The following is a 23,982-nucleotide window of genomic DNA, read 5'->3' as shown; positions in this document are numbered from 1 at the left end:
CCGGCGAGTCTAACCGGGCGGTCCGACCCCCGGCGCGGATGCGTCGCCGTGCTGCGCCGGTGCTGGGATGCCGATCGGAGCGGAGATGGTACCCCGGTCGGATGCCCCCTCCCCCGAGCGGCGGTTGCGGCCGCGCGAGACACGATATATCGTGACTCCTCGTCGAACGCGATATATCGTGATTTCCCTTGCGTTCGCGGACCGCGTACGCGGATGTCGGCGGGGCGCTGCACAATGGAGCGTCCCTCCGCACCGACACGATCGAACCCCGGAGTCTCCCGTGCTTGCAAAGCTGCTCGTCAGATACCTCAAACCATACAAATGGCTCTTGCTGGGGGTGCTGGTCTTCCAGTTCCTCTCGGCCCTCGCGAGCCTCTACCTCCCGCGCCTGAACGCCGACATCGTCGACGAGGGCGTCTCCCGCGGCGACACCGCCTACATCTGGTCGACCGGCACCTTCATGCTCACGATCTCGCTCGGCCAGATCCTCTGCTCGATCATCGCCACGTACTTCGCGGCCCGCGCGGCCATGCAGCTCGGCCGCGACATCCGCAACGACGTCTTCGAGCGCGTCTCGAGCTTCTCCGAGCGCGAGGTGTCGAAGTTCGGCCCCGGCTCGCTCATCACCCGCAACACGAACGACGTGCAGCAGGTGCAGATGCTCGCCATGATGGCGGCCACCTTCCTCGTGACCGCCCCGCTGCTCGCGATCGGCGGCATCATCATGGCCCTCCAGCAGGACGTCGGGCTCAGCTGGATCATCGGCGTCGCCGTGCCGACGCTGCTCGTGCTCGCCGCCCTCGTCATCGGCCGCATGGTGCCCCTGTTCCGTTCGTACCAGCGCAAGCTCGACGGGGTGAACCGGGTCATGCGCGAGCAGCTCACCGGCATCCGCGTCATCCGCGCCTTCGTGCGCGAGCCCATCGAAGAGGAGCGCTTCCGCGAGGCGAACACCGACATCATGATCGTCGGCCGCAAGGTCGGCTCGCTGTTCGTGCTGCTCTTCCCCCTCTTCATGCTGATCCTGAACGTCACCACCATCGCGGTGATCTGGTTCGGCGCGATCGAGGTCGACCAGGGCGGTGTGCAGATCGGCACGCTCCTCGCCTTCATGCAGTACATCGGCATCATCCTCGGCGGTGTGCTCATGGCGAGCTTCATGACGATGATGATCCCGCGCGCGGCCGTCTCGGCCGACCGCATCGGCGAGGTGCTGCACGCCGACACCTCCCTCGAGCGTCCGGCCGACGCCGTGAGCGAGTTCCCCGAGACCGGCACGGTGGCCTTCCGCGACGCGGCGTTCACCTACCCGGGCGCCGAGCACCCCGTGCTCCAGGGCATCTCCTTCGGTGCCGCCCGCGGTGAGACCGTCGCCATCGTCGGCTCGACCGGCGCCGGCAAAACGACGCTCGTCTCGCTCATCCCGCGGCTCTTCGACGTGACGAGCGGCGAGGTGCTGGTGAACGGCGTCGACGTGCGCCGCGCCGACCTCGACACCCTCTGGCAGACGATCGGCCTCGTGCCGCAGCGCCCCTTCCTGTTCAGCGGCACCGTCGGCTCGAACCTGCGGTTCGGCCGCGAGAACGCCACCGACGAGGAGCTCTGGCACGCGCTCGAGATCGCGCAGGGCCGCGACTTCGTCGAAGAGATGCCCGGCGGGCTCGACGCGCGCATCGCCCAGGGTGGTACCAACGTCTCCGGCGGGCAGCGCCAGCGGCTCGCCATCGCCCGGGCGATCGTGCACGCGCCCGAGATCCTCGTCTTCGACGACTCGTTCTCGGCGCTCGACCTCACCACCGACGCCAGGCTCCGCCAGGCGCTCTGGCGCGAGCTGCCCGAGGTCACCAAGATCGTGGTCGCGCAGCGCGTCTCCACGATCACCGACGCCGACCGCATCGTCGTCCTCGACGACGGCGGCATGGTCGGTGTCGGCACGCACGCCGAGCTCCTCGAGACGTGCCAGACGTATCGCGAGATCGTCGAATCCCAGCTCGGAGTGGAGGCCGCACGATGACCCGCACGACCCCGCAGCAGCCGGAGCTCAGCGAAGAGGAGAAGCTCGAACTCGAGCTCGCCGAGCAGGCCCGCATCTCCGCCGACGACTGGTCGGGGGCGGTCGCGCCCGGCAAGGCGCAGAACTTCCGCCAGTCGTTCGGCCGACTCCTCGGCCTCCTCGCCCCGCACAAGTTCGCGTTCGCCCTCGTGTCGCTCCTCGGCGCACTCGGCGTGCTGCTCACCGTGCTCGGCCCGAAGGTGCTCGGCGAAGCGACGAACCTCGTGTTCGCCGGCGTCATCGGCGCGCAGCTCCCGGCCGGCACCACGACCGAGCAGGCCGTCGAGCAGCTCCGCGCCGCGGGCCAGGAGGAGATCGCGAACATCGTCGCCGCCGCCGGGGTCGTCCCCGGCGAGGGCATCGACTTCGTGCGTCTCAGCCAGGTCATCATCCTGGTGCTCGCGCTCTACTTCGCCGCGGCCGTGCTCACCTGGCTCCAGGGCTACGTCATCAACGTGATCATGGTGCGCACGATGTGGCGCCTCCGCGAAGAGGTCGAAGCGAAGATCAACCGCCTGCCGCTCAGCTACTTCGACAAGGTGCAGCGCGGCGAGCTGATCTCGCGGGTCACCAACGACATCGACAACATCACGCAGATGATGCAGCAGTCCCTCTCCGGGGCTCTCACCGCGGTGCTGACCGTGGTCGGCGTGCTGGTCATGATGTTCTCGATCTCCTGGCAGCTCTCGCTCGTCGCCCTCGTCTCGCTGCCGCTCATGGCCGTGATCTTCGGCATCATCGGCCCGAAGTCGCAGAAGGCCTTCGGCATCCAGTGGCGCAAGGTCGGGCGCCTGAACGCCCGCGTCGAGGAGTCGTTCTCGGGTCACGCGCTCGTCAAGGTCTTCGGTCGCGAGCAGTCGAGCCTCCAGGCGTTCAAGGCCGAGAACGAGGAGCTCTACCGCGCCTCGTTCAAAGCCCAGTTCCTGTCGAACATCATGATGCCCGGCATGATGTTCATCGGAAACCTGACCTACGTCGGCATCGCGGTGCTCGGCGGGCTCATGGTGGCCGGCGGCCAGCTGCGACTCGGTGACGTGCAGGCGTTCATCCAGTACTCGCAGCAGTTCACCCAGCCGCTCTCGGAGCTCGGCGGCATGGCCGCCGTGGTCCAGTCGGGCACGGCCTCGGCCGAGCGCGTCTTCGAGCTGCTCGATCAGGAGGAGCAGGAGGCCGACGCGGCCGACGCGCCCGCCCCGACGAACGGCGACGGCACCATCGAGTTCGAGCACGTCTCCTTCTCGTACCACCCCGACCGGCCGCTCATCCGCGACCTCTCGTTCCGAGTCGAACCCGGGCAGACGGTCGCGATCGTGGGACCGACGGGAGCTGGCAAGACGACACTCGTGAACCTCATCATGCGGTTCTACGAGCTGAACGGCGGTCGCATCCTGCTGAACGGCCAGGACATCGCCGAGCTCACCCGGCACGACGTCCGCGCCCGCACCGGCATGGTGCTGCAGGACCCGTGGCTGTTCGCCGGCACGATCCGCGAGAACATCCGCTACGGCCGGCAGTCGGCGAGCGACGACGAGATCGTCGCGGCGGCGAAGGCGACCTACGTCGACCGTTTCGTGCACTCGCTGCCCGACGGGTACGACACCGTGCTCGACGAGGACGCCGCCAACGTGTCCGCCGGTGAGAAGCAGCTCATCACGATCGCCCGTGCGTTCGTGTCGCAGCCCTCGGTGCTGATCCTCGACGAGGCGACGAGCTCCGTCGACACCCGCACCGAGCTGCTGCTGCAGAACGCGATGGCCGCGCTCCGCGAGGGACGCACCTCCTTCGTGATCGCCCACCGCCTCTCGACCATCCGTGACGCCGACCTCATCCTCGTGATGGAGCACGGCGACATCGTCGAGCAGGGCAACCACGAGCAGCTCATCGAGAAGAAGGGCGCGTACTACCGCCTCTACAACTCGCAGTTCGAGCAGGCGGCCACCGACCTCGACGCCGAAGAAGCGCTCGGCGACGGCACGGTCGTCACCGGCGACGCCGACGACGAGTCCGTCGAGGGCGTCGATTCCGTCGAGGGCGTACCGCTCGACGGCGAAGGCACGAGCGACGGCGAGGGCGGCGAGCCCGCAGGCGCCACCGGCGGGGCTCCGGCCTCGGCCCAGCGCTCGGCGGGTCCGGCCGAGCCGAGCTAGGCGCTCACCCGGCGCAGAACGCCCGCCCCTCCGAGCGAGGGGCGGGCGTTCCGTCGTTCGCGGGAGCCGCGGACGGCTCAGGCCGTGGGATAGGTGTAGAAGCCCTCGCCCGTGGCGACGCCGAGCTTGCCCTGGTCGATGTAGCGCTCCTTGATGAGTGCCGCGAAGGCGCGCTGCTTCTCGTCGCCCATCATCGAGATGTTGTACGCCGTCGTCAGGCCGACGATGTCGTAGATCTGGAACGGTCCCATGGGCGCACCGGTGCCGATGCGCCAGGTCTGGTCGATCGCCTCGGGCTCGGCGATGCCGTCGACGAGGAGCTCGCCCGCGGCCTGCAGGAACGGCACGAGCAGCGAGTTCAGCAGGTACCCGGCCTTCTCCTTCTTGATCTCGATCGGGACCATGCCGATCTGCCCGGCGAACTCGACGACGGCGCGGTACACGGCCGGGTCGGTCTCGGCGGTGCCCATCACCTCGGCGGTGTTGTGCGCCCAGACGCGGTTCGCGAAGTGCAGCGCGAGGAACTGCTCCGGCCGCCCGGTGAACGGCGCGAGCGCGCTCGGCAGCAGCGTCGAGGAGTTCGTCGCGAAGATCGTGCGGGCGGGGGCGACCCGGCCGAGCTCCTCGTAGACGGCCTGCTTGATGTCGGGGTTCTCCGGCACGGCCTCGATCACGAGGTCCGCATCGGCGACGGCCTCGGCGAGCACGTGGCTCGTGCGGATGCGCCCGAGCGCCTCCTCCGCCTTGCCCTCGGCCGCCCCGGCCACGCCCTCGGCGCGATAGGTCTCGGCAAGCTTGGCGAAACGTTCCTTCGCCGCGGCGAGCGCGGGCTCGTCGACGTCGTAGGCCACCACGTCGAAGCCGTGGTACGCGGTCTGGTACGCGATCTGCGAGCCGAGCACTCCGGTGCCGAGCACGGTGATGTGTTGCATGGTCATTCCTCTTCTCTTGTGGAGCTTCTGGTCGAGCTGATCGAGCGGCGGCTGTCCCGCCCGCTCGGGCGGCGTCAGGGGCGGGTCTCGCCCCCGGCGTCGCGGTTGAAGCGCTGCAGGTCGTGCGCGAAGCGCGCGACCTCGTCATCGCTCCAGTCGGACAGGTGGCGGTCGACGACGCCCTGCAGGATGCCGATCGCCTCGTCGTAGGCGGCCCAGCCGTCCTCGGTGAGCTCGAGGGGCGTGCCTCGGCCCGACGCGTCGGCAAGCTCGCGCACGATGCCGAGCCGGACGAGGCCGGCGAGCTGCCGGGAGACGGTCGAGCGGTTCAGCCGGAACGCCTGCGCGATGTCGGTGGAGCGGGCGCCCGGATGCTCGACGAGGTAGCCGAGGATCGACTGCTCGGTCATGGAGAGCCGGATGCGCGCGGTCCGCGCGTCGGCGACACCGCGACGGGAGACGACGATGAGGGCGTTCAGGATGGCGGCGGCATGCGCGTTGCGCGATTCGGCTCGAGGCATCCGGCCCTCCACTCTTCCTGTTGCTCTTTGCAACGCTACGCCGCCCTGTTGCATTCCGCAACACCCCCGCGCGCGAAGTGGCGCTACCGCTGCGCCCTCGCTTGCCTCGCTCCCGCCCGGCTGCGAGGCTTGACGCGGAGGTCCCCACCAGATGTCAGCTTCACCGCCCGCGCCGCCCGCTTCCTTCTCCTTCGACCCCGCGAACCCCGTGCACGCCCGGGCCCTCGAACGACTCGCCACCGAGGAGGTCGCCTGGCTCGGCACGATCGACCGGCAGGGCTTTCCGCACGCGGTGCCGGTCTGGTTCCTCTGGGAGGGCGACACGATCCAGGTGCTGGTGCAACCCGGTTCGGTGAAGACCCGCAACGTCCGGCGCGACCCGAAGGTGCTCGTGCACTTCGAGACCGACGAAGAGGGCGAGGACGTCACCGTGCTGCAGGGCGTCGCCGAGCTCGCCGAGGAAACCGCGGCCGAGTGGATGGAACGACTCGGCGAGCCGTACCTCGCGAAGTACCGGGCGGGGCTCGAACGCCTCGGCTGGTCGCTCGACCGCATGACCGGCGACTACTCGACCGTGCTGCGCGTGCGCCCCACGAAGCTCATCGGATGGTGACCCGGGTCGCCGCAGCGGCGCCCTGGCGCATCTGGCTCGTCTGGGCGGTCAGCGTCGCCGCGTACATCGTCTCGGTCACGAACCGCACCTCGCTCTCCGCCGTCGGCGTCGATGCGGCGGAGCGCTTCCAGGCGGATGCCTCGACGCTGTCGATGTTCGCGGTCATCCAGCTCGCGGTGTACGGCCTCATGCAGATCCCCGTCGGCCTGCTGCTCGACCGCTACGGTGCGCGGCCGATCATCACGATCGGCATGCTGCTGATGGCGACGGGTCAGCTCGTGATGGCGTTCGCCCCGAACGTCGGCATCGCGATCTTCGCGCGCATGCTGCTCGGTGCCGGCGACGCGGCGGTCTTCCCGAGCGTGCTGCGCGTGGTCGCGACCTGGTTCCCGGCCCAGCGCTCCCCGTTCATCGTGCAGATGACCGGCATCGTCGGCCAGTTGGGGCAGCTGCTCGCGCTCCTGCCGATGGCGGCGCTGCTGCACGCGACGAGCTGGTCGGTGGCGTTCGGCAGCCTCGCCGGGCTCGGGGTGCTCTTCGCGGTGCTGACCTTCGGGATCATCCGCAACCGCCCGCCCGGCCGCGACGCCGATGTCGCGGTGAACACGGAGACGGGCGCGATCCGCGCCGTGACCTCGGCGGCCGACCTGCGCGAGGGCTTCCGCGAGAGCTGGGGTCACCCGGCGACCCGGCTCGCATTCTGGTCGCATTTCACGACGCCGTTCGCGGGCACCGCCTTCGGCATGCTCTGGGGATTCCCGTTCCTCACCAGCGGGCAGGGGCTGAGCCCCGCGACCGCCTCGCTCATCATCAGCGTGTTCGTCGTATTCGGCATGATCGTGGGCCCCGTGATCGGGCTGCTCTCCAGCCGGCATCCGATGCGCCGCTCCCGCCTACTGGTGCTGCCGATCGTCGGCATCCAGGCGGCCGTGTGGATGGCCGTCATCCTCTGGCCGGGGACGACCCCGCTCTGGCTGCTCTTCGGCCTCGCGCTGGCGCTCGCGACCGGCGGGCCGGCCTCGATGATCGCCTTCGACCACGCGCGCACCTTCAACCCGAGCCACCGACTCAGCACGGCGAACGGCATCGTCAACGGTGGAGGGTTCATCGCGGCGCTGATCGCGATCTTCCTGATCGGCCTCGCCATGGACCTGCAGGGCGCGGGCACACCGGCGGACTACTCCCTCGAGGCGTTCAAGATCGCGTTCCTCACCCAGCTGCCGCTGTGGGGGCTCGGCGCACTCATGATCGTGATCGAGCGCAAGCGCACCCGGGTGCACATCGGCATCGAGGAGCCGCGGCGGCGGCGGTCGGGCACCGATCCCGGCTAGGCGCCGCCGACCCCGACGCGGGGCGCACCAGGTAGAAGCAGCGCACCGAGCACGAGCAGCGCACCGGGTCAGTCGTCGAGCAGGGCACGGAGCTCGTCCGCGCTGAACCGAGGCTCGGCGAAGTCCACGTCGTCGGGTGCGAGGCCGTCGGAGCCTTCGGTCGCGGCAGCGCCGGCAGCGCCGGCAGCCCCGGCCCCGACCACCCCCGCCCCGAGCACGCCCGCCACGAGCTCGCCCTTGCGTGCCTGCAGAGCGAGCACTTTCTCCTCGATCGTGTCGGCGGAGACGAGTCGGTAGACCATCACCCGCTCCGTGCGGCCGATCCGGTGCGCCCGGTCGATGGCCTGCTGTTCGCTGGCCGGGTTCCACCACGGGTCGAGCAGGAACACGTAGTCCGCCTCGACGAGGTTCAACCCGAAGCCGCCTGCCTTCAGACTGATGAGGAACACGCGCGCCTCCCCCGCCCGGAAACGGGCCGCCTCGGCATCCCGCCGCGCGACCGGCGTCGAGCCGTCGAGCAGGGCGAAGGGGATGCCGGCCGCCTCGAGCCGCGCCGCCGCGCGCCCCAGGAACGAGGTGAACTGGCTGAACACGATCGCCCGGTGCCCCTCCTCGCGGAGCTCCTCGAGCTGTTCGAGGAGCGCGTCGAGTTTCGCCGAGCCGAGTCCGTCGTGCGCTGGATCGATGAGGCCCGGGTCGAGGGCGAGCATGCGCAAGAGGGTGAGCGAGCGGTAGAGGATGAAGCGGCCACTCTCATCCTTCACGAGGTCGAGCAGCTTCTGCCGTTCGCGCTGCAGCGTCGCGTCGTACACCCGCCGGTGCGCGGCGGAGAGCTCGACGGCGATCGTCTGCTCCTGCTTCTCGGGCAGCTCCGGCGCGACGAGCTCCTTCGTGCGGCGCAACAGGAACGGCCGGATGCGCCGTCGGAGCTTCGCGAGCCGCTCAGCGTTGCCATCGTCCTCGATCGGACGGCGATAGCGCTCGTCGAATCCGCGGCGGCTCGGGAACAGCCCGGGCGCGACCAGCCGCAGGATCGCCCACAGCTCGCCGAGGTGATTCTCGATCGGGGTCCCGGTGAGGGCGAGCACGAAGGGCGCGCGGATGGCCCGGGCCGCCTCGTGCACCCGCGTCTTCGGGTTCTTCACGAACTGGGCCTCGTCGAGCACGAGCCCGCCCCAGGCCACCTCGGCGAAGCGCGCCGCCTCGAGCCGGAGCACCGCATAGCTCGTCACCACGAGGTCGGCGGATGCCGCAGCCTCGGCGACGCCGAGCCGGCCGGTGCGTTCGGTCGAGGTGAGGCGGGCCACCCGGAGTCCGGGAACGAACCGCGCCGCCTCCGCGACCCAGTTCGACGCCACCGAGGTGGGCGCGACGACGAGGAACGGACCCGCGCCCTCCTCGGCCGCCCGGGCGACGAGCGCGAGCGCCTGGGCGGTCTTGCCGAGACCCATGTCGTCGGCGAGCACGGCGCCGAGGCCGGCGGCCCGCATGCGGGCGAGCCAGCGGTAGCCGTCGAGCTGGTAGGGCCGGAGCGGCAGCGCGAGCCCGGCCGGCGGTTCGATCGGGCCCGGTTCGGCCGAGGCATCCGCCCCGCGCTCGACAGCAGGAGCCGCCGCGGGCCGGAGCGCCGCCACGAGCGCGCGCCAGGCGAGCGCCGGCCCCTCGAACTCGGCGAGGTCCTCGAAGTCGGCGTACAGCGCGAGCGCCTGCTCGCGCGGCATCCTGAGGCCGGCTTCCCACTCGACGATCCCCTCCGCCTCGGCGATGAGCGCGCGCAGCTCGTCGAAGACGGCGAGCTCGAGCGAGAGGTAGCTGCGGTCGACGAGGAGCAGCCGCTTGCGCCCCTGCGCGAGGGCGCGGAACAACGGCAGGAACGGCACCGGCTTGCCGTTCACCGTGACGACGACGCCGAGGTCGAGCCAATCGGCCTTCGGGGACTCCACCATCGTGACCCGCAACTCGGGCGGATCGAGCAGTTCGCGGTAGTCGGGGCGCTCGCCGCGCTCCTCGATGACGAGCCGGCGGGTCTCCGCCAGACGCTCGAGCTCGGGCAGCCGCTCGGCCACGAAGCGCGCCGCGTCGATGCCGCGCAGCACGACCGCCTCGAACGGCACCCAGCCGAGCACGTCGAGCACGCGGGCGACGAGATCCGGGTCGCGCTCGGCATCCGCCCGCTCGTCGCCGTCCTCGGCGTCGGCCGCGCCCGCCTCGGCGACGCGGCCGTCGGCGAATCGCCAGTTCCAGGCGGCGCGCACCGCGTCGCCGGTCTCGTAGCGCAGCTGGAGCACGAGCTCGGCAGGCGGGGCGGGCGGCGGCTCGAAGCTGCCGTCGGCGCTCGCGACCGGGACCTCTTTGGCGAGCGCGAAGTAGTGCGTGCGGGTGAACTCCGCGAGCTCGCCCGGGGGCACCCGAACCGTCTCGGGGCGGGCGAGGAGCGCGAGCTGCGCGGCCGACGGCGTCTGCGCGAGCGGGGCCAGCTCGAGTGCGCCCCGCTCGAAACCCGCGCGGTACAGGCCGTGTCGTCCGATGAGTCGCACCCCCCCGAGCGGGACCGGGAGGGTCGGCCGTGCCCCGGCGAACCGGGCGACCGGGGCGAGCCGGAGCCCGCCGTCGTCGATGCTCGCGTCGAAGCCGAGCTCGGCTGCGCCGAGCACGCGGACGGTCGGCGTCGCCTCGCCGCCGACGAACGGGATGCCGAGGCGCACCGCCTCGGCGAGCAGCGCCCAGAGCACGGGGCTCTCGTACTCGTCGAGGGTGATCCAGTCGGAGCCGTACGGGTTGTAGACGCCCGGGTTGCCGCCCTTCAGCAGAGCGAACTGCGCGAACCAGCGGGCGTGCGCCGGGTCGTAGCCGCCCGCCTCGCCCTGGTAGGCGACGTTCTGCCAGGTGAGCCCCTGCTTCACCCAGGCCCCGCGAGCCCCGCGGGTCATGGGCCGGGCGGCGAGCCGGTCGACCTCGGCGAGGCGGGTGGCCGGCTCGTCCTTCGGCCCGCGCCACTGCCCGGGGCGCTGCTCGAGGCGGTGCCGCAGCTCGAGCTGGAGCGCGAGCGGGGTCGGCGCCGTGCGCGCCGGCGGACGCGCTGCCCGTCCGTCGGCCGTCACGCCCGCGGCGCCCGGGCCGCCCGGGCCGCCCGGTGGCACGAGGCCGTCGAGCGCCGCGCGCCAGTCGGCGGGATCGGTCGGCGGCGCAGTCATCCCACCATGCTCGCAGCTCCCGCCGACGCGCGGGTGTCCGCCGGGCCTCACGCTCGCGAGTTGCACGACGGATGCCCCGGCGCGCCGCCGCAACTGGCGCGACGTGCGATTCGTCGTGCGACTCGGGGCGCGGGCGGGCTGCGCGGGCGCGGGCGGGCGGCGCGGGCGGGCGTGGGCGGGGCTCAGCCGAGCACGTCGGCGAAGAAGGCATCGATCCGCTCGGCGAGGCCGGCAGCCCGTGCGGCGACGATCTCCTCGACGGGCGGATCGAGCGGACCGCGGAGCGGCGGCTGCCGGACTCGGGCGTGGCAGCCCAGGTCCTCGCAGGCCAGCACGCCGACGGTGTCGCCTCGGAGCCCGGCGGCTCCCGCGCGCGGGGCCGTGAAGAGGGCGACCTCCTCGAAGCGCGCCGTGAAGCGGCAGAAGGTGCACATCACGGCGCGGTCGGGTCGGCCGGGCGCTCGGGCGATCGTGAGCAGCAGCCCCTCGGGCCGCGGGGTGCCGTTCCGGCCTGCCCAGCGCACGAGGTAGCCGCGGTGGCGCGCCCGCGAATCGCGCCAGGCGAGCACGTCACGCCCCGCCCAGTCGAGTTCGGCGAGGCCGCGCGGCAGCAGCATGGTGCGGCGCACCCGTTCGTCGGCGTTCCTGATCGACCCGCGGATCTCGGCGGGGGTCATCGCGCGCATGTTCCGGCCTCCGTGCCGGCACGATGCCTTGGACTGTGCCGCAGATGGCGCAACGCAGCAGAAGTGGCGCATACGCGCAGCCACCCGGCGGGCTGAAGCCAAAACCAGCACCACGCGCGCCACTTCACCGTCGATGCGCCACCCGTACTGGCGCAACGCGGCGGAAGTGGCGCAAAGGCTGCGGGGGTGGGCAGAGCGGGGTGACCGGACATGGGGATCGCGCTCCTCCCTCTCCAAATTGGGCACTTGACCAAATCGACTCTAGGACAGATTTGGACTCGTGTACAATTCACGGATGAGCTACCTCCCGCGCGATGCCCGCCGCACCGAGCTGCTGCACGCCGCCGTGCGCGTGCTCGAGCACGACGGCCTCGCCGCGGTCACCGCGCGCGCCGTCGCGAGCGAGGCCGGCGTCTCCCCCGGGCTCGTGCACCACCGCTTCGCGAGCACCTCCGAGCTCGCCGCCGAGGCCTGGCTCGCCTACGTCGAGCGCGAGCGCACCGCCTACGAGCTCGAGACCCCGACCCCGGGGCGCGCGGCGGTCGAGGCGTTCTTCGCACCGTTCGCGGCGGGAGACCTGGCCGGGCTCGCGAGATGGGCGGATGCCTGGCGCCACGCCCAGCTCGACGAGCGCTTCGCCGTGGCCTTCGCCGAGAGCTACCGCGCGCTCGAGCGTTCGCTCGCTGCACGCCTCCCCGGGCCGGGCGACCGCACGGCCGCCGCGAGCCGCCTGCTGCTCATCGCCTTCGGCGTCGCCGGGGCGCAGCGCATCGATCCGGACCTCCTCCCGGCGCCCGGCGCACTCATGGCCGCCGCAGTCGACCGGGAGCTCGGCACCGGCTGAGCGCGAGTCGCACGACGGATGGCCGTTCGCGCCACACTGCGTGGCGCGCCGGCCGAATCGTCGTGCAGCTCGCACCCGGGGCGGGGCGGGGGCGAGAGGGCGGGCGGCGGGGCAGGGCCGGGGCGCGCGGGGGGGGGCCGGGGCGCGCAACGGGGGCTAGGCCTGCCGCCCGACGATGCCGTCGGCGTGCTCGGCGACCCAGCCGACGAGGGGCAGCATGCGCTCCATGAGCTCCTCGCCGAGCGGGCTCAGCGAGTACTCCACGCGCGGCGGCACCTCGGGGTAGGAGGTGCGTACGACGATGCCGTCGGCCTCGAGGGTGCGCAGCGTCGAGGCGAGCATCTTCTCGCTGATGCCGTCGACCTCGCGGCGCAGCTCGCCCCAGCGCAGCGTGCCCTCGCTGAGCGCGAGCAGCACGAGCACGCCCCAGCGGCTCATGACGTGGTCGAGCACGACCCGGGTGGGGCAGCCGTGCGTGAAGATGTTCGGGCGCTCGACGCGCAGATCCGCAAGACTTACCTGCATGTGGGTACCTTACCGAAAAGTGGGTACCCTCCAGATGGAATGCGGGCGCCTCGGCATCCGGTTGGCCCATGGTGACGCCGGAGGGGCCGGCGCTTCCGAAAGGACCATCGCATGACCATCCTCGTCACCGCCGCCTCCGGCCAGCTCGGCCGCCTCGTCGTCGACGCCTTGCTCGAGCGCGGGGTCGCCCCCGCCGAGCTCCTCGCCACCGCCCGCGACACCGCGAAGCTGCAGTCCGCCGCCGAGCGCGGCGTGCGCACCGCCGTGCTCGACTACGACCGGCCCGAGACCATCGCCGCCGCGCTCGACGGCGTCGACACCGTGCTGCTCATCTCGGGCAGCGCCCCCGGCGCCCGTGCCGCCGGGCACCGCAACGTCATCGACGCCGCGAAGGCCGCGGGCGTCGCGAAGCTCGTCTACACGAGCGTGCCGAACGCCACGACCGCCGAGTTCGTGCTCGCCCCCGACCACAAGGCGACCGAGGAGGCGATCGTCGCGTCGGGCGTGCCGGCCGTCATCGCCCGGCACAACTGGTACACCGAGAACTACGTCGGCGACGTGCAGCAGGCTGCCGAGTCGGGCGCGATCGTCGCGAGCGTCGGCGACGGCACGGTCGCGAGCGCCACCCGGGCCGATCTCGCCGCCGGGCTCGCGGTGCTGCTCACCGAGGACGGTCACCTCGGTGCCGTGTACGACTTCTCCGGCGAGCACGCCTGGGGCTACGAGGAGCTCGCCGCCGCGGCCGCGGAGCTCACCGGCCGCGAGGTGCGCTACACGCCCGTCTCCACCGAGGAGCACGTCGCCGCGCTCGAGGCCGCCGGCCTCGACGCGGGCACGGCCGGCTTCGTCGCGGGGATCGACGACGGCATCCGCCGCGGCGTGCTCGCGAACGCCGACGGCACCCTCGCGCGCCTCATCGGCCGCCCGACCACGTCGCTCGTGGAGGGCCTCCGCCTGGCGATCTCCGCCTGAGGCGGCAGCTCACCCCAGCCAGAGCGACGGCGCGCGGGCGACGAGTTCGCCCCGCGCCGCCCGCTCCGCGAGCAGCAGCGCGCCGGCGAGCGGGTCGCCGAGCGGGTCCCGCACCTCCGCGTCGGGGCGCAACCCGGCGAGCGTCGCCCGGAAGCGCTCCACGAGCGCCCCGCCGGCGCCGAACAGGCCGCCCGTCGCCGCGACCCGCGGGGCGAGCCCCGGCACGAGCGCGGCGGCGCCGCTCCGAGCGGCCTCCTCCCCCGCGTCGGAGACGATCGCGAGCGCCGCGTCGTCACCGCGCGCGGCGAGCGCGACGACGTCGGGCGCGAAGCCCGCGAGCACGCCTGCCCGATCATCGCGGGTGTAGAGCTGCGCCGGCCAGCCGAGCGGTTCGCCGAAGCGGGCGCGCGCGGCGGCGAGCAGGGCGTCGCCCGAGGCATCCACCCCGTCGTGCGCCCGGAGGGCGGCCTCGAGTCCGCGCCGCCCGATCCAGGCGCCGCCGCCACGATCGCCGAGCAGGTGGCCCCACCCGTCCACGCGGTGCCAGATCCCGTGCCCGTCCGAGCCGAAGGCGATCGCCCCGGTGCCGAGCGCGACGATCGCACCGGACTCGCCGCCGAGGGCGCCGAGGTGGGCGGTCACGGCGTCGATGGCGACGGCCACGGCGGGGGCCGGGGCGCCGGCAGCCCGGCCGTCTTCGAGCGAAGCGCGGAGCGACGCGGCGAGGGCGGCAGGTTCCGCGACGAGCGTGCCGAGCCCGGTGGCACCGAGGCCGAGGCCGTCGACCACGGCGAGCTCGGCCGGCCAGTGCTCCCGGGCGAGCCGGAGCAGCGCGAGTGCGGTCGCCGGGGCCGAGCTCCCCGAGCCGGTCACGCCGACACGCTCCCCCGCGAGCTCACGGCGCGGACCGGCGCCGCCCAGCAGGGCGACCCGACTGCCCGAGCCGCCGAGGTCGATGCCGAGCCGGAGGGTCACTTGCTCATGCCGGCGGTGAGGCCCGAGACGATCTGCTTCGTCGCGAGCAGGAACAGCACGACGAGCGGGATCGTCGCCAGGGTGAGCCCGGCGAACAGCGTCGCCCAGTCCGTCTGGTACTCGCCGAAGAAGCGGGTGATGCCGACCGGCAGGGTGTACGACTTCTGGTCGCGGATGAGGATGAGCGGGTAGAAGAAGTCGTTCCACACCGGCACGAAGCGGAACACGACGACCGTCGCGATCGCGGGGCGCACGAGCGGCAGGTGCACCCGCCAGAAGGTCGCGAACGGGCCCGCGCCGTCGAGGCGAGCGGCTTCGTCGAGCTCGAGCGGCAGCTGCCGGAAGAAGCTCGCGAGCACGAAGGTCGAGAACGGGATGCCGAGGGCGCCGTAGACGAGGATGAGTCCGCCGAGGTTCGAGATCAGGCCGGCCGCGTCGAGCATGAAGAACAGCGGCAGGATCGCGAGGTAGACCGGCAGCATCAGCCCCGAGAGGAAGAGGCCTTCGAGCGTCGTGAACAGCTTCGACTTCGTGCGGGAGAACGCGTACGCGGCGAGCAACGACACCGCGGTCGACAGCAGTACCGAGGCGACCGTCACGAAGATCGAGTTGAAGAAGTAGGTGTCGAAGGACGCGGTGATCCACGCCTTCTGGTAGCTCGTGAAATTGGGCGGCAGCGGCAGGCCGAGCGGATGCTTCGCCATGTCCTGCGTGGTGCGCAGGGAGTTCGAGAGCATGAGCAGCAACGGCGCGATCGAGATCGCGGCGTACAGCCAGAGGAAGGTGCTCGACGCGACGCCGCCGGCCGTGACCTTCTGGCGGCGGCGAGGGGTCGAGGGGCGCGGCCGGGCGGGCTTCCGGTCGTCGGATGCCGCGTCGGCGGTGCTGGGGGAGATCGTCGCGGTCATCAGAAGAGCTTCCGTTCGGCCCGGCGCATGAGCCAGGTGATCAGCATCGAGATGCCGAAGATGAAGAGGAACAGCAGGGTGGCGATCGCCGAGCTCGTGCCGATCGCGTTCGACGACCCGGACTCGAAGGCGGTGCGGTAGAAGAGGAGGCTCAACACATCGGTCGCGCCCGCCGGGTTGCCCTGCGAGCCGCCGAGCGCGTACGGGATCGGGAACGCCTCCATGGCGCCGATGAACGTCAGCACGCTGACGGTGCCGATGGCGGGGACGAGCATCGGCAGCGTGATCGAACGGAAGCGCTGCCACGCGCTCGCCCCGTCGAGGGAGGCCGCCTCCTCGATCTCCTCGGGGATGCCGCCGAGCGCGGCGCCGTAGAGGAGCACGGGGAAGCCGATCCACTGCCAGGCGGTGACGAAGACGACCACCCAGATCGCGGTCTGCGGATTGCCGAGCCAGGGCTGCGCGACGTCGCCGAGCCCGATCGTGCGGAGCACGGCGTTCACCGGGCCGAAGAGCGGCGACAGCATCAGCGACCAGAGGTAGCCGATGACGAGCGGGGAGACGAGGTAGGGCAGCGTGTACATCGTCTGGAAGAAGCGCTTGAAGCGGCGCACCCGGTGCAGCAGGGTCGCGAGTCCGAGCCCCACCGTGTTCTGGAAGAGCATCGCGCCGACGAAGAGCAGCACGTTGTGCACGAAGGCGTTCGGGATGTCCTCGCTGTACGGCAGCTTCGTGAAGAGGGTCAGGTAGTTCTCGAGGCCCACGAAGTCGCCGCGCACGATGCCGGTCCAGCCGAAGAAGGAGTAGCTGAGCGCGGTGAGCAGCGGATAGGCGATGAACACGCCGAAGAGGATCAGCGCGGGGAGGACGAAGACCATGCCCGCCCGTCGGGTCAGGGCGATGCCCGTGTTCCCTCGGCGGCGGGGCACCGAGGTCATGGTGGTGGCGGACATGGTCTTCGTTCCTCGCTATCGGGTCTTACTCGGGAAGGCGGTCACTCGCCGGGGGTGAACCACTGCGAGATGCCCGTCTGGAGCGCGGCGGCGGCGCCGGCGGCGTCGACCTGCCCCAGGAACATCTTCTGCACCTCGGCGCCGAGCACCGCGGTGCCGAGCGGCTCACCGTACCGGAAGTCGACGAGCAGGAGGTACGGCGCCTGACCGGCCTCGGCGTTCGCCCAGGCCTCCTTCATCACGGCGTCCTCGTACTCGACGCCGGGGATCGCGGAGAACTGGTTCAGCTCGTCGGCGACGAGCTGGCCGAACTCGGGCGTCGCGAGCCAGTTCAGCAGCTCGAGGGCCGCCTCCTTGTTCTTCGACTTGGCATTGATCGCGAAGTTGCCGTCGGCGTACGCCGGCGAGACGGGTGCGTCGAGCACCGCGCCGTCCGGCACCGGCACCTGGTAGGAGCCGAACTCGAGGTCGGGCGCCTGGTTGCGGAAGGTCGCGATCTCGAACGAGCCGCCGGGGAACTGCGCGGCCTGACCCGAGGTGAACTGGATCTGGCTGTCGGTGTAGCTCACGCCGACGACGTCGGGGGTGAGGTACTTCTGCAGCTCCGTGATGATGCCGAGCGACGCGACGTAGTCCGGGTCGTTGAAGTCGGTCTCGCCGGAGAGCACCTTCTGCTCGAACTCCGAGCCGCCGTAGCGGGCGCTGCCCACGATGTCGGCGAAGATCGGCAGGATCCAGTCGTCCTTCGCGCCGAGGGCCATCGGGGTGATCCCGGCGGCGAGGAGCTTCTCCTGGACGTCGATGAACTCGGCCCAGGTGGTCGGCACGTCGAGGCCCTGATCCTTGAAGATCTGCTTGTTGTAGAACATCTGCAGCGTCTGCGTGGCGAGCGGGACGGCGTACGTCTTGCCGTCGGCCTTGCCCTTGGCGCCGGCGATGACGCTCGGGGCGATGGCGTCGAGCCCGTCGACGTCCCCGTCGATCGGCTCGAGCTGCCCAGCCTCGATGTTCGGCTGCAGCTGCCCGTATGCGCGCACCATCGGCACGTCCGGGCCGTCGCTGCCGGCGAGACCGGTGGTCAGGATCTGGTTGTACTCGGTGTTCTGGAACGCCTCGAACTCGACGGTGATGCCGGGGTTCTCCTCTTCGAACACGTCGAAGATCGTGTTGTACGCCTCGACGTCTTCGGTGCGCCAGGACCAGACCTTCAGCGTGACGTCGTCGCCGCTCGCCTGCTCGCCGCCGCTCGAGCCGCTCGGCGCGCAGGCGCTGAGCAGGAGGGCGGAGCCGGCCAGGAGGGCCGCGCTCGCAAGGATACGTCGCCTCATCGTGATTCTCCTTCGTTGTGGTGGTGCATGGGGGATGGTGCAGGTCAGTGGGATGCCGCGGCGAGCGCGTCCCGGACCGCGCCGCCGTGCGCGGCGAGCAGCCGCCGGGCCTCTTCGACGGGGAGCCCGCCGTTCGCCGCGACGATCGCGGTCTTCAACTCGCCGCCGGCGGCGCCGAGCAGCTCGAGCGCGGCGTCGTGGTCGAGCCCGGTGGCCTGCTCGAGGATGCGCACGGTGCGCAGCCGGAGCTTGTCGTTCGTCGCGACGACGTCGACCATGAGATTCGACCATGTGCGTCCGACGGCGACCATGAGCGCCGTGGAGAAGCCGTTCAGCACGAGCTTCTCGGCGGTCGCCGCCTTCAGGCGGGTGGATCCGGTGAGCACCTCGGCCCCGGTGGCGAGGACCAGGTCGACGTCGGCGAGCGGGGCGAGGGACGCGTGCGGGTTGCTCGAGACGAGCGCGGTGCGCGCACCTGCCGCGCGGGCCGCGGCGAGGGCGCCGCCGACGTAGGGGGTGTTGCCGCTCGCGGCGAGGCCGATGGCGACGTCGTCGGGGCCGACGCCCGCGGCGGCGAGGCGCCCCTCGGCCTCGGAGTCCTCGGCGTCCTCGACGGCGTTCACGAGGGCGGCCGGCCCTCCGGCGATGTGTGCGACGACGCGGCCCGCTTCGAGGTTGAAGGTGGGCAGCAGCTCGGCGGCGTCGAGCACCCCGAGGCGCCCGGAGGTGCCGGCGCCGAAGTAGTGGATGGTGCCGCCTCGGCGGAAGCGCTCGGCGGCGAGCTCGACGAGCTCGGCGAGCTCGGGCAGGACGGCGGCGACCGCTTCGACGGCGACGCGGTCTTCGGCGTTCAGCAGGCGGAGCACGTCGAGGCTGGATTTCGCGTCGAGCTCGGACGAGGCCTCGAGCCGCTCCTCGGTGGGCGAGAGCGGGCGCTCGCCGTCGTTTCGGCGATCGAGCAGGAGGTCGTTGGTGCTCATCAGCGGTGCTGAATCCTTCACATCGGCGGGCTGGTTCCGACTCAGTATGTACAAAAGTGTCGCGTTTGGGAAGCGCAGGGATTATTTTTTTCATATGCGTTGCGAAACCGTCACCATCGGAGGGCTCGTCGACGAGGCGCTCGGCGCCGGGATCGGCTCGGGCGCATCCGTCGTGCTCGCCGTCGACGGCTCGCCGATCGTCGATCATCACGCCGGAACCGTCCGCCGCTGGGACGCCCCCGGGGTCGCGAGCACCACCGAGCACCCACCCGTCGGACCGTCCACCCGGTTCGACCTCGCCTCCGTGACGAAGCCGATCGTCGCAGCCGCGCTCCTCGCCGAGCTCACCGATCGCGGCCTCGACGCGAGCCTGCCGGCCGCGGAACTGCTGCCCGAGTTCCGGGAGCCGGCGCTCCGCACCGTCCGCATCGCCGAGCTGCTGTCGCACACGGCCGGGTTCGCGCCGGAGTGGCACGACCGCGAAGCCGACCCGGGCGCCGGGCGGTTCCGGGCCGGCGCCCGGCCGGTCGCCCCAGGCGGCACCGGCCACCGGTACTCCTGCGTCGGGTTCATCTGGGCCGGGCTCGCCGCCGAAGCGCTCGCCGGCGCCCCGCTCGACGCCGTCGTCCGGGACCGCGTGCTCGAGCCGCTCGGCATGCGCGACACCGGATTCCGACCGCACCCCGGGCTTCGCGGGCGGATCGCCGCGACCGAGTGGCAGCCGGGCCGCGGGCTCGTGCACGGCGAGGTGCACGACGAGACCGCGGCGGCCCTCGGCGGGGTGAGCGGCAACGCCGGGCTGTTCGGCACCGCCGCCGACCTGCTGCGCTTCGCCGAGGCACTGCGCACCGGCGGCACCGGTGGCCCGGGGCTCGCGCCGGCCGTGATCGAGGCCCTGACGACGCCGGTCGCCCTCCCCGACGACCCCGGATTCCGCCAGGCGCTCGGCCCCCGGCTCGACGAGCCCTGGATGCGCGGACTCGGCCCCGCGACCGCCGGTCACACGGGCTTCACCGGCACCGCCTTCGCCACCGAGCCCGGCGGACGCCGCTCGCTCGTCGTGCTCCTGAACCGGGTGCATCCGACGCGGGAGTCCGAGGCGATCCACGCGTTCCGCGCCCGGGTGGCCCGGGCGGCCGGGCGATGAGCGGGCGCCCGGGGCATCCGGCTGCCGGTGCGCGCCCGCGCGTGCCCGGCCGCGACGAGCCGGGGTCGGTAGTATTCGACTCCAGGCCGGTGCCCCTCGGTGGGCGCACATCCCGCCGGCCGCGGCACCGCTCCGGCGCCGCCGATGCCGTGGGAGGCCGCTCATGACCGACGTGTTCGTCGCCCTCCGCCAACGGATGCCGCAGCTGTCCAAGTCCGAACGGCACATCGCCGAGCTCGTGCTCGATCGGCCCGCGGTCGTCGTCGAGTCGACGATCACCCGGCTCGCCGAGCTGGCCGACACCTCGCCCGCCTCCGTCGCCCGCTTCTGCCGGGCGGTCGGCTACGCAGGCTACAAGGAGTTCCGCATCGCGATCGCGGCGGCGAACAGTCGCGAGCAGGCGGCGCGCGAGCTCTTCCGCGTCGACGATGCCGAGATCGACGCATCCGACTCCGCCCTCGACGTCGTCACGAAGGTCGCCTACCAGGAGGCCCGGGCGATCGAGGAGACCGCGCGCGGCATCGACCTCGAGGCGCTCGACGCGGTCGTGGCGGCGCTCCGCACGGCGCCCCGCATCGACATCTTCGGCGCCGGCTCGAGCGGGCTCACCGCCCAGGACCTCCAGCTGAAGCTGCACCGCATCGGCATCCCGAGCTTCTGCTGGACCGACGCCCACCTCGCGCTCACGTCCTTCGCCCTCACCGGGCCCGGCAGCGTCGCGATCGGCATCTCGCACTCGGGGCAGACGCTCGAACCGAACCAGATGCTCGCGCTCGCCCGCACCCGGGGCGCCACGACCGTCGCGATCACGAACTACCCCGACTCGCCGCTCGCCGCCGCATCCGACCGGCTGCTCGTCACGAGCGCCAGGGAGTCCCGGTACCGCACCGGCGCCATGTCGAGCCGGCTCGCGCAGATGGCGATCGTCGATTTCCTCGTCGTCCGGCTGCTCCAGGGCGAGATCGATCGCGCGGGCGAGCTGCTGCGGCTCACCTACGAAGCCGTGCAGGCCCACCGACTCGACGGGTGACGCCGGCCCCGCAACCGGGTGTTGAAAAAATACTTCACCATTTGTCGCTGTTCTGATAATTTCTTCCATCAACGCCCTCGACCGACTCCCCCGGCTCCGATCCCGAGCCCTCCGGTCGGGCGCCGATGCGGCGTACCCGCCGACACGATTCCCGTCAGAACGCACTGGAGCATTCAACGTGAACATCAAGAGACGGCTCGCCGTCCTCGCGGCGAGCGCGCTCGCCCTCGCCCCGCTCGTCGACGCCCCCGCCGCGCACGCTGCGCCACCGCCGGGCCTCGTCGTGCACTACAGCGACGCGACGGCGTCCCCGAGCGGCGCCGTCACCGCGCAGCTGCTCGACGGCACCGCCCCGAGCTCGACGCAGGTGACCGCCGATGCCTTCGGCGAGGTCACCACCTTCGCCTTCGACGCCCCGCTCGACGGGACCGTCGGCCTGCAGGTCACGGGCGACTCCGCCTTCGCCGACGACCTGCGGTATGTGCAGGCCGAGGGCGGCAGCGCCGAGGTGTGGGTCGTCGACGGCGACCCCCGCGTCTACGGCGAGCCGATCGCGATCGACCCCGCCGACCTCCGGGTGCAGGACCGCCGGGCCTACCTGCCCGTCAGCGCCCTCGCCGAGCTCGTCGACCTGCGCTTCCAGTACGGCACGAACGGCTACCGCTTCGACGGTTCGCCCACCGGCAGCCTCGACATCCTGACCCTGTACCGCGGCCGCGACTACTTCGAGATCGCCGTGGACACGAACCGCATCGGCTCGAACGTCACGGGCAACATGCTGAACGCCTACACCGACCTCGTCTTCGACGACGTCGAGGGCTTCCGCGAGGGCGGCGAGTACTACCTCTCGCTCGGCGCCATCGAGCGCACCCTGCAGCTCGGCACCCTCGTGCACCCGGAGGGCACCTACCTCCTCGAGCCCCAGCGCGTCGCCCACGACCGGCTCGCCGAGGCGGCGCCCGCGAGCGTCGGCTTCGACGAGGCGAAGCTCGCCGAGCTGGACGCCTTCGTACAGCGCCAGGTGGACGCCGGCGGGCCGGCCGTCGCGGTCTCCGTCACGAAGGACGGCCGCCTCGTGAAGGACGACGCCTGGGGCTTCGCCGAGAAGTACTCGACGAGCACCGGCCCCGACGGCGAGACGGTGCCCGCCGCGCTCCTCCCCGAGTCGGAGTGGACCCCCGCGACGAGCGACACGATCTTCGACCTCGCCTCGAACAGCAAGATGTACGCGACGAACTACGCCATCCAGCGCCTCGTGAGCGAGGGCCGGCTCGACCTCGACCGCACGCTGCAGAGCTTCCCCGGCTGGGCGGACTTCACCGACGCGAACTCCGAGTACACCGGCAAGTGGACGGTCGGCGGCGCCGGCGGCATCCCCGCCGTGTACACCGGCAAGGAGACCGTCACGATCCGCGACATCCTGCACCACGTCGGCGGCATGATCCCCGACCCCGAGTACCCGAACCTCGCCTCGGCCGGCGGTCTCTGGTACCAGAGCGACGACCCCGACGAGCGCGCCGGCATCATCGACGCGATCTCGCGGACGCCGCTGCGCTACACCCCGCGGACCGTCTTCGCCTACAGCGACGTGGACTACATGATCCTCGGCCTCCTCGTCGAGCAGATCACCGGCCAGCGGCTCGACGTGTACCTGGAGCAGGAGTTCTACGGCCCGCTCGGGCTCGACGACACCGGCTACCGCCCGCTCGAGGCCGGAGTCGACCCGGCCCGCATCGCCGCGACCGAGCTGAACGGCAACACCCGCGACGGCAACGTCTCGTTCGGCGTGCAGGGCGACGGCACCCCGGTGCCGATGCGCCACGAGACGCTGCGCGGCGAGGTGCACGACGAGAAGGCGTTCTACTCGATGGGCGGCGTCGCCGGCCACGCCGGGCTGTTCTCGACCGCGGGCGACCTGGCCGTGCTCACCCAGCTCATGCTGAACGGCGGCGTCTACGGGGGTCGCGAGTACTTCGACACGGACGTGGCGGATGCCTTCGTGCAGCCGTTCGCGGTGAACCCCTCCGGGCTCGGCGCCTCGACGATCGGGCTGGGCTGGCGCCTGCACTCGCAGAACGCGGCCGCGTACTACTACTTCAACTGGGGACCGAGCCGCAGCACCTACGGTCACCAGGGCTGGACGGGCACGCTCACCGTGATCGACCCGCTGCACCAGATGACGATCACGATCCTCACGAACATGCGCCACTCACCGGTCGTGAGCCCGCCGAACGGCTTCGCGGGGGCGAACTACGACGTGTCCGACCTCGCGCCCGTCTCGGCGATGGTCTACCGCGCCCTCGTCGGTGACGAGCCGGACTACACCGCCGAAGCCTCGATCGCCGCGGTGGATCCGGTCGCGGTGGCCCACGGCACGGGCGAGGCGGACGCGCTCGCCGCACTGCCGGCGACGGCTGTCGTACGCGACGAGAACGGGGCCGACCACGAGCTGCCCGTCACCTGGTCGCTCGCCGGGTACGACGGAAGGCAGCCGGGCGACTATGTCGCGACGGGCGAGGTGCAGCGACCGGCCTGGTTGGTCGCCGCCGACGGCGCGGAACCGCTCACGGCAGCGGCGACCGTGACCGTGCTGGCGGCCGAGGAGCCCGGCACCGGCGGGCCAGGCACGGGCGAACCCGGTACCGGCGGGCCGGGCACTGGCGGGCCGGGCACCGGTGAGCCGGGCACCGGCGGGGGCGACGGCTCGTCGGCTGGCGACCTCGCGGAGACCGGCGTTCCCGCCGGGCTCTGGGCCGGACTCGGTGCACTCGTGCTCGCGCTCGGCGCACTCCTCGCCGCTCTCGGCATCCGCCGCCGCCGCGCGATGCGATAGCCGGACGACC

The 23,982-nt window shown here is 71.9% G+C and carries 19 protein-coding genes; 9 read left to right on the top strand and 10 right to left on the bottom strand.

Features of this window, described 5'->3' with window-relative positions:
- The first annotated feature begins 280 nt into the window (after positions 1 to 280).
- Positions 281 to 2,014 carry an ABC transporter ATP-binding protein gene (locus tag M3147_RS12130; protein ID WP_251203731.1) on the top strand — a complete coding sequence of 578 codons (1,734 nt, stop codon included), beginning with the start codon at positions 281 to 283 and terminating at the stop codon, positions 2,012 to 2,014.
- On the top strand, positions 2,011 to 4,200 hold the full coding sequence (locus tag M3147_RS12125) for an ABC transporter ATP-binding protein (protein ID WP_251203730.1): 2,190 nt from the start codon (positions 2,011 to 2,013) through the stop codon (positions 4,198 to 4,200). The genes M3147_RS12130 and M3147_RS12125 overlap by 4 nt, the downstream gene beginning before the upstream one ends.
- 77 nt (positions 4,201 to 4,277) lie before the next feature.
- On the opposite strand, the gene M3147_RS12120 is transcribed toward M3147_RS12125, so the two are convergent.
- Complete coding sequence (locus M3147_RS12120; RefSeq protein ID WP_308201067.1) at positions 4,278 to 5,132, bottom strand: 3-hydroxyacyl-CoA dehydrogenase; 855 nt, start codon at positions 5,130 to 5,132, stop codon at positions 4,278 to 4,280.
- 74 nt (positions 5,133 to 5,206) lie between these two features.
- Positions 5,207 to 5,653, bottom strand: a complete 447-nt coding sequence (locus tag M3147_RS12115) for a MarR family winged helix-turn-helix transcriptional regulator (protein ID WP_251203728.1) — start codon at positions 5,651 to 5,653, stop codon at positions 5,207 to 5,209.
- A 151-nt stretch (positions 5,654 to 5,804) separates the two neighbouring features.
- Between M3147_RS12115 and M3147_RS12110 the strand changes: the two genes are divergently transcribed.
- The gene (locus M3147_RS12110) at positions 5,805 to 6,266 is read left to right on the top strand and encodes a TIGR03618 family F420-dependent PPOX class oxidoreductase (protein WP_251203727.1); all 462 of its coding nucleotides are present in this window, start codon (positions 5,805 to 5,807) and stop codon (positions 6,264 to 6,266) included.
- Positions 6,260 to 7,597: an MFS transporter gene (locus M3147_RS12105; protein ID WP_251203726.1), complete on the top strand. Its 1,338-nt coding sequence runs from the start codon at positions 6,260 to 6,262 to the stop codon at positions 7,595 to 7,597. The genes M3147_RS12110 and M3147_RS12105 overlap by 7 nt, the downstream gene beginning before the upstream one ends.
- 68 nt (positions 7,598 to 7,665) lie before the next feature.
- Here M3147_RS12105 and M3147_RS12100 read toward each other — a convergent pair whose 3' ends face one another.
- Together M3147_RS12100 and M3147_RS12095 are read right to left on the bottom strand one after the other, a co-directional pair.
- Positions 7,666 to 10,791 carry a DEAD/DEAH box helicase gene (locus tag M3147_RS12100; protein WP_251203725.1) on the bottom strand — a complete coding sequence of 1,042 codons (3,126 nt, stop codon included), beginning with the start codon at positions 10,789 to 10,791 and terminating at the stop codon, positions 7,666 to 7,668.
- Between the two features lie 182 nt (positions 10,792 to 10,973).
- Positions 10,974 to 11,477, bottom strand: a complete 504-nt coding sequence (locus tag M3147_RS12095; RefSeq protein ID WP_251203724.1) for an FBP domain-containing protein — start codon at positions 11,475 to 11,477, stop codon at positions 10,974 to 10,976.
- Between the two features lie 295 nt (positions 11,478 to 11,772).
- Between M3147_RS12095 and M3147_RS12090 the strand changes: the two genes are divergently transcribed.
- Positions 11,773 to 12,321 carry a TetR family transcriptional regulator gene (locus M3147_RS12090; protein WP_251203723.1) on the top strand — a complete coding sequence of 183 codons (549 nt, stop codon included), beginning with the start codon at positions 11,773 to 11,775 and terminating at the stop codon, positions 12,319 to 12,321.
- A 156-nt stretch (positions 12,322 to 12,477) separates the two neighbouring features.
- Here the strand turns inward: M3147_RS12090 and M3147_RS12085 are convergent, their stop codons facing one another.
- Positions 12,478 to 12,846, bottom strand: coding sequence for a winged helix-turn-helix transcriptional regulator (locus tag M3147_RS12085; RefSeq protein ID WP_251203722.1), 369 nt, complete (start codon positions 12,844 to 12,846; stop codon positions 12,478 to 12,480).
- 111 nt (positions 12,847 to 12,957) lie between these two features.
- Here M3147_RS12085 and M3147_RS12080 point away from each other — a divergent pair, with 111 nt between their 5' ends.
- Entirely contained in the window at positions 12,958 to 13,818 is an 861-nt protein-coding gene (locus M3147_RS12080) for an SDR family oxidoreductase (protein WP_251203721.1), read from the top strand.
- Positions 13,819 to 13,827: 9 nt separating this feature from the next.
- On the opposite strand, the gene M3147_RS12075 is transcribed toward M3147_RS12080, so the two are convergent.
- From M3147_RS12075 to M3147_RS12055, 5 genes are read right to left on the bottom strand one after another with little or no spacing between them, the layout of a single operon-like run.
- Entirely contained in the window at positions 13,828 to 14,793 is a 966-nt protein-coding gene (locus tag M3147_RS12075) for an N-acetylglucosamine kinase (RefSeq protein ID WP_251203720.1), read from the bottom strand.
- The gene (locus M3147_RS12070) at positions 14,790 to 15,701 is read right to left on the bottom strand and encodes a carbohydrate ABC transporter permease (RefSeq protein ID WP_251203719.1); all 912 of its coding nucleotides are present in this window, start codon (positions 15,699 to 15,701) and stop codon (positions 14,790 to 14,792) included. The genes M3147_RS12075 and M3147_RS12070 overlap by 4 nt, the downstream gene beginning before the upstream one ends.
- Positions 15,701 to 16,654, bottom strand: a complete 954-nt coding sequence (locus M3147_RS12065) for a carbohydrate ABC transporter permease (RefSeq protein WP_251203718.1) — start codon at positions 16,652 to 16,654, stop codon at positions 15,701 to 15,703. Before M3147_RS12065 ends, M3147_RS12070 begins: the two co-directional genes overlap by 1 nt.
- Positions 16,655 to 16,695: 41 nt before the next feature.
- Complete coding sequence (locus M3147_RS12060; RefSeq protein WP_251203717.1) at positions 16,696 to 17,982, bottom strand: ABC transporter substrate-binding protein; 1,287 nt, start codon at positions 17,980 to 17,982, stop codon at positions 16,696 to 16,698.
- Positions 17,983 to 18,026: 44 nt separating this feature from the next.
- A complete protein-coding gene (locus M3147_RS12055; protein WP_251203716.1) occupies positions 18,027 to 18,962 on the bottom strand; it encodes an N-acetylmuramic acid 6-phosphate etherase in 936 nt (311 codons plus the stop codon).
- A gap of 94 nt (positions 18,963 to 19,056) precedes the next feature.
- Between M3147_RS12055 and M3147_RS12050 the strand changes: the two genes are divergently transcribed.
- From M3147_RS12050 to pbp4b, 3 genes are all read left to right on the top strand, one after another.
- A complete protein-coding gene (locus tag M3147_RS12050) occupies positions 19,057 to 20,109 on the top strand; it encodes a serine hydrolase domain-containing protein (protein ID WP_251203715.1) in 1,053 nt (350 codons plus the stop codon).
- 163 nt (positions 20,110 to 20,272) lie between these two features.
- Entirely contained in the window at positions 20,273 to 21,139 is an 867-nt protein-coding gene (locus M3147_RS12045) for a MurR/RpiR family transcriptional regulator (RefSeq protein WP_251203714.1), read from the top strand.
- A 178-nt stretch (positions 21,140 to 21,317) separates the two neighbouring features.
- A complete protein-coding gene (pbp4b, locus tag M3147_RS12040) occupies positions 21,318 to 23,972 on the top strand; it encodes a penicillin binding protein PBP4B (RefSeq protein WP_251203713.1) in 2,655 nt (884 codons plus the stop codon).
- Positions 23,973 to 23,982: the final 10 nt, after the last annotated feature.

The organism is Agromyces mediolanus (assembly GCF_023715325.1).
Lineage (GTDB): Bacteria > Actinomycetota > Actinomycetes > Actinomycetales > Microbacteriaceae > Agromyces > Agromyces mediolanus_A.
Note: the sequence above shows the minus strand (reverse complement) of the source record. Positions and strands in the feature narration are given on the sequence as shown.

What these genes read in the sequence shown, in the direction of transcription:
- M3147_RS12115 (WP_251203728.1), bottom strand. Translation starts at nt 5,653, where the DNA reads ATGCCTCGAGCCGAATCGCGCAACGCGCATGCCGCCGCCATCCTGAAC.
- M3147_RS12100 (WP_251203725.1), bottom strand. Translation starts at nt 10,791, where the DNA reads ATGACTGCGCCGCCGACCGATCCCGCCGACTGGCGCGCGGCGCTCGAC.
- M3147_RS12050 (WP_251203715.1), top strand. Translation starts at nt 19,057, where the DNA reads ATGCGTTGCGAAACCGTCACCATCGGAGGGCTCGTCGACGAGGCGCTC.
- M3147_RS12095 (WP_251203724.1), bottom strand. Translation starts at nt 11,477, where the DNA reads ATGCGCGCGATGACCCCCGCCGAGATCCGCGGGTCGATCAGGAACGCC.
- M3147_RS12090 (WP_251203723.1), top strand. Translation starts at nt 11,773, where the DNA reads ATGAGCTACCTCCCGCGCGATGCCCGCCGCACCGAGCTGCTGCACGCC.
- M3147_RS12110 (WP_251203727.1), top strand. Translation starts at nt 5,805, where the DNA reads ATGTCAGCTTCACCGCCCGCGCCGCCCGCTTCCTTCTCCTTCGACCCC.
- M3147_RS12045 (WP_251203714.1), top strand. Translation starts at nt 20,273, where the DNA reads ATGACCGACGTGTTCGTCGCCCTCCGCCAACGGATGCCGCAGCTGTCC.
- M3147_RS12070 (WP_251203719.1), bottom strand. Translation starts at nt 15,701, where the DNA reads ATGACCGCGACGATCTCCCCCAGCACCGCCGACGCGGCATCCGACGAC.
- M3147_RS12125 (WP_251203730.1), top strand. Translation starts at nt 2,011, where the DNA reads ATGACCCGCACGACCCCGCAGCAGCCGGAGCTCAGCGAAGAGGAGAAG.
- M3147_RS12080 (WP_251203721.1), top strand. Translation starts at nt 12,958, where the DNA reads ATGACCATCCTCGTCACCGCCGCCTCCGGCCAGCTCGGCCGCCTCGTC.
- M3147_RS12055 (WP_251203716.1), bottom strand. Translation starts at nt 18,962, where the DNA reads ATGAGCACCAACGACCTCCTGCTCGATCGCCGAAACGACGGCGAGCGC.
- M3147_RS12105 (WP_251203726.1), top strand. Translation starts at nt 6,260, where the DNA reads ATGGTGACCCGGGTCGCCGCAGCGGCGCCCTGGCGCATCTGGCTCGTC.
- M3147_RS12120 (WP_308201067.1), bottom strand. Translation starts at nt 5,132, where the DNA reads ATGCAACACATCACCGTGCTCGGCACCGGAGTGCTCGGCTCGCAGATC.
- M3147_RS12085 (WP_251203722.1), bottom strand. Translation starts at nt 12,846, where the DNA reads ATGCAGGTAAGTCTTGCGGATCTGCGCGTCGAGCGCCCGAACATCTTC.
- M3147_RS12060 (WP_251203717.1), bottom strand. Translation starts at nt 17,982, where the DNA reads ATGAGGCGACGTATCCTTGCGAGCGCGGCCCTCCTGGCCGGCTCCGCC.
- M3147_RS12065 (WP_251203718.1), bottom strand. Translation starts at nt 16,654, where the DNA reads ATGTCCGCCACCACCATGACCTCGGTGCCCCGCCGCCGAGGGAACACG.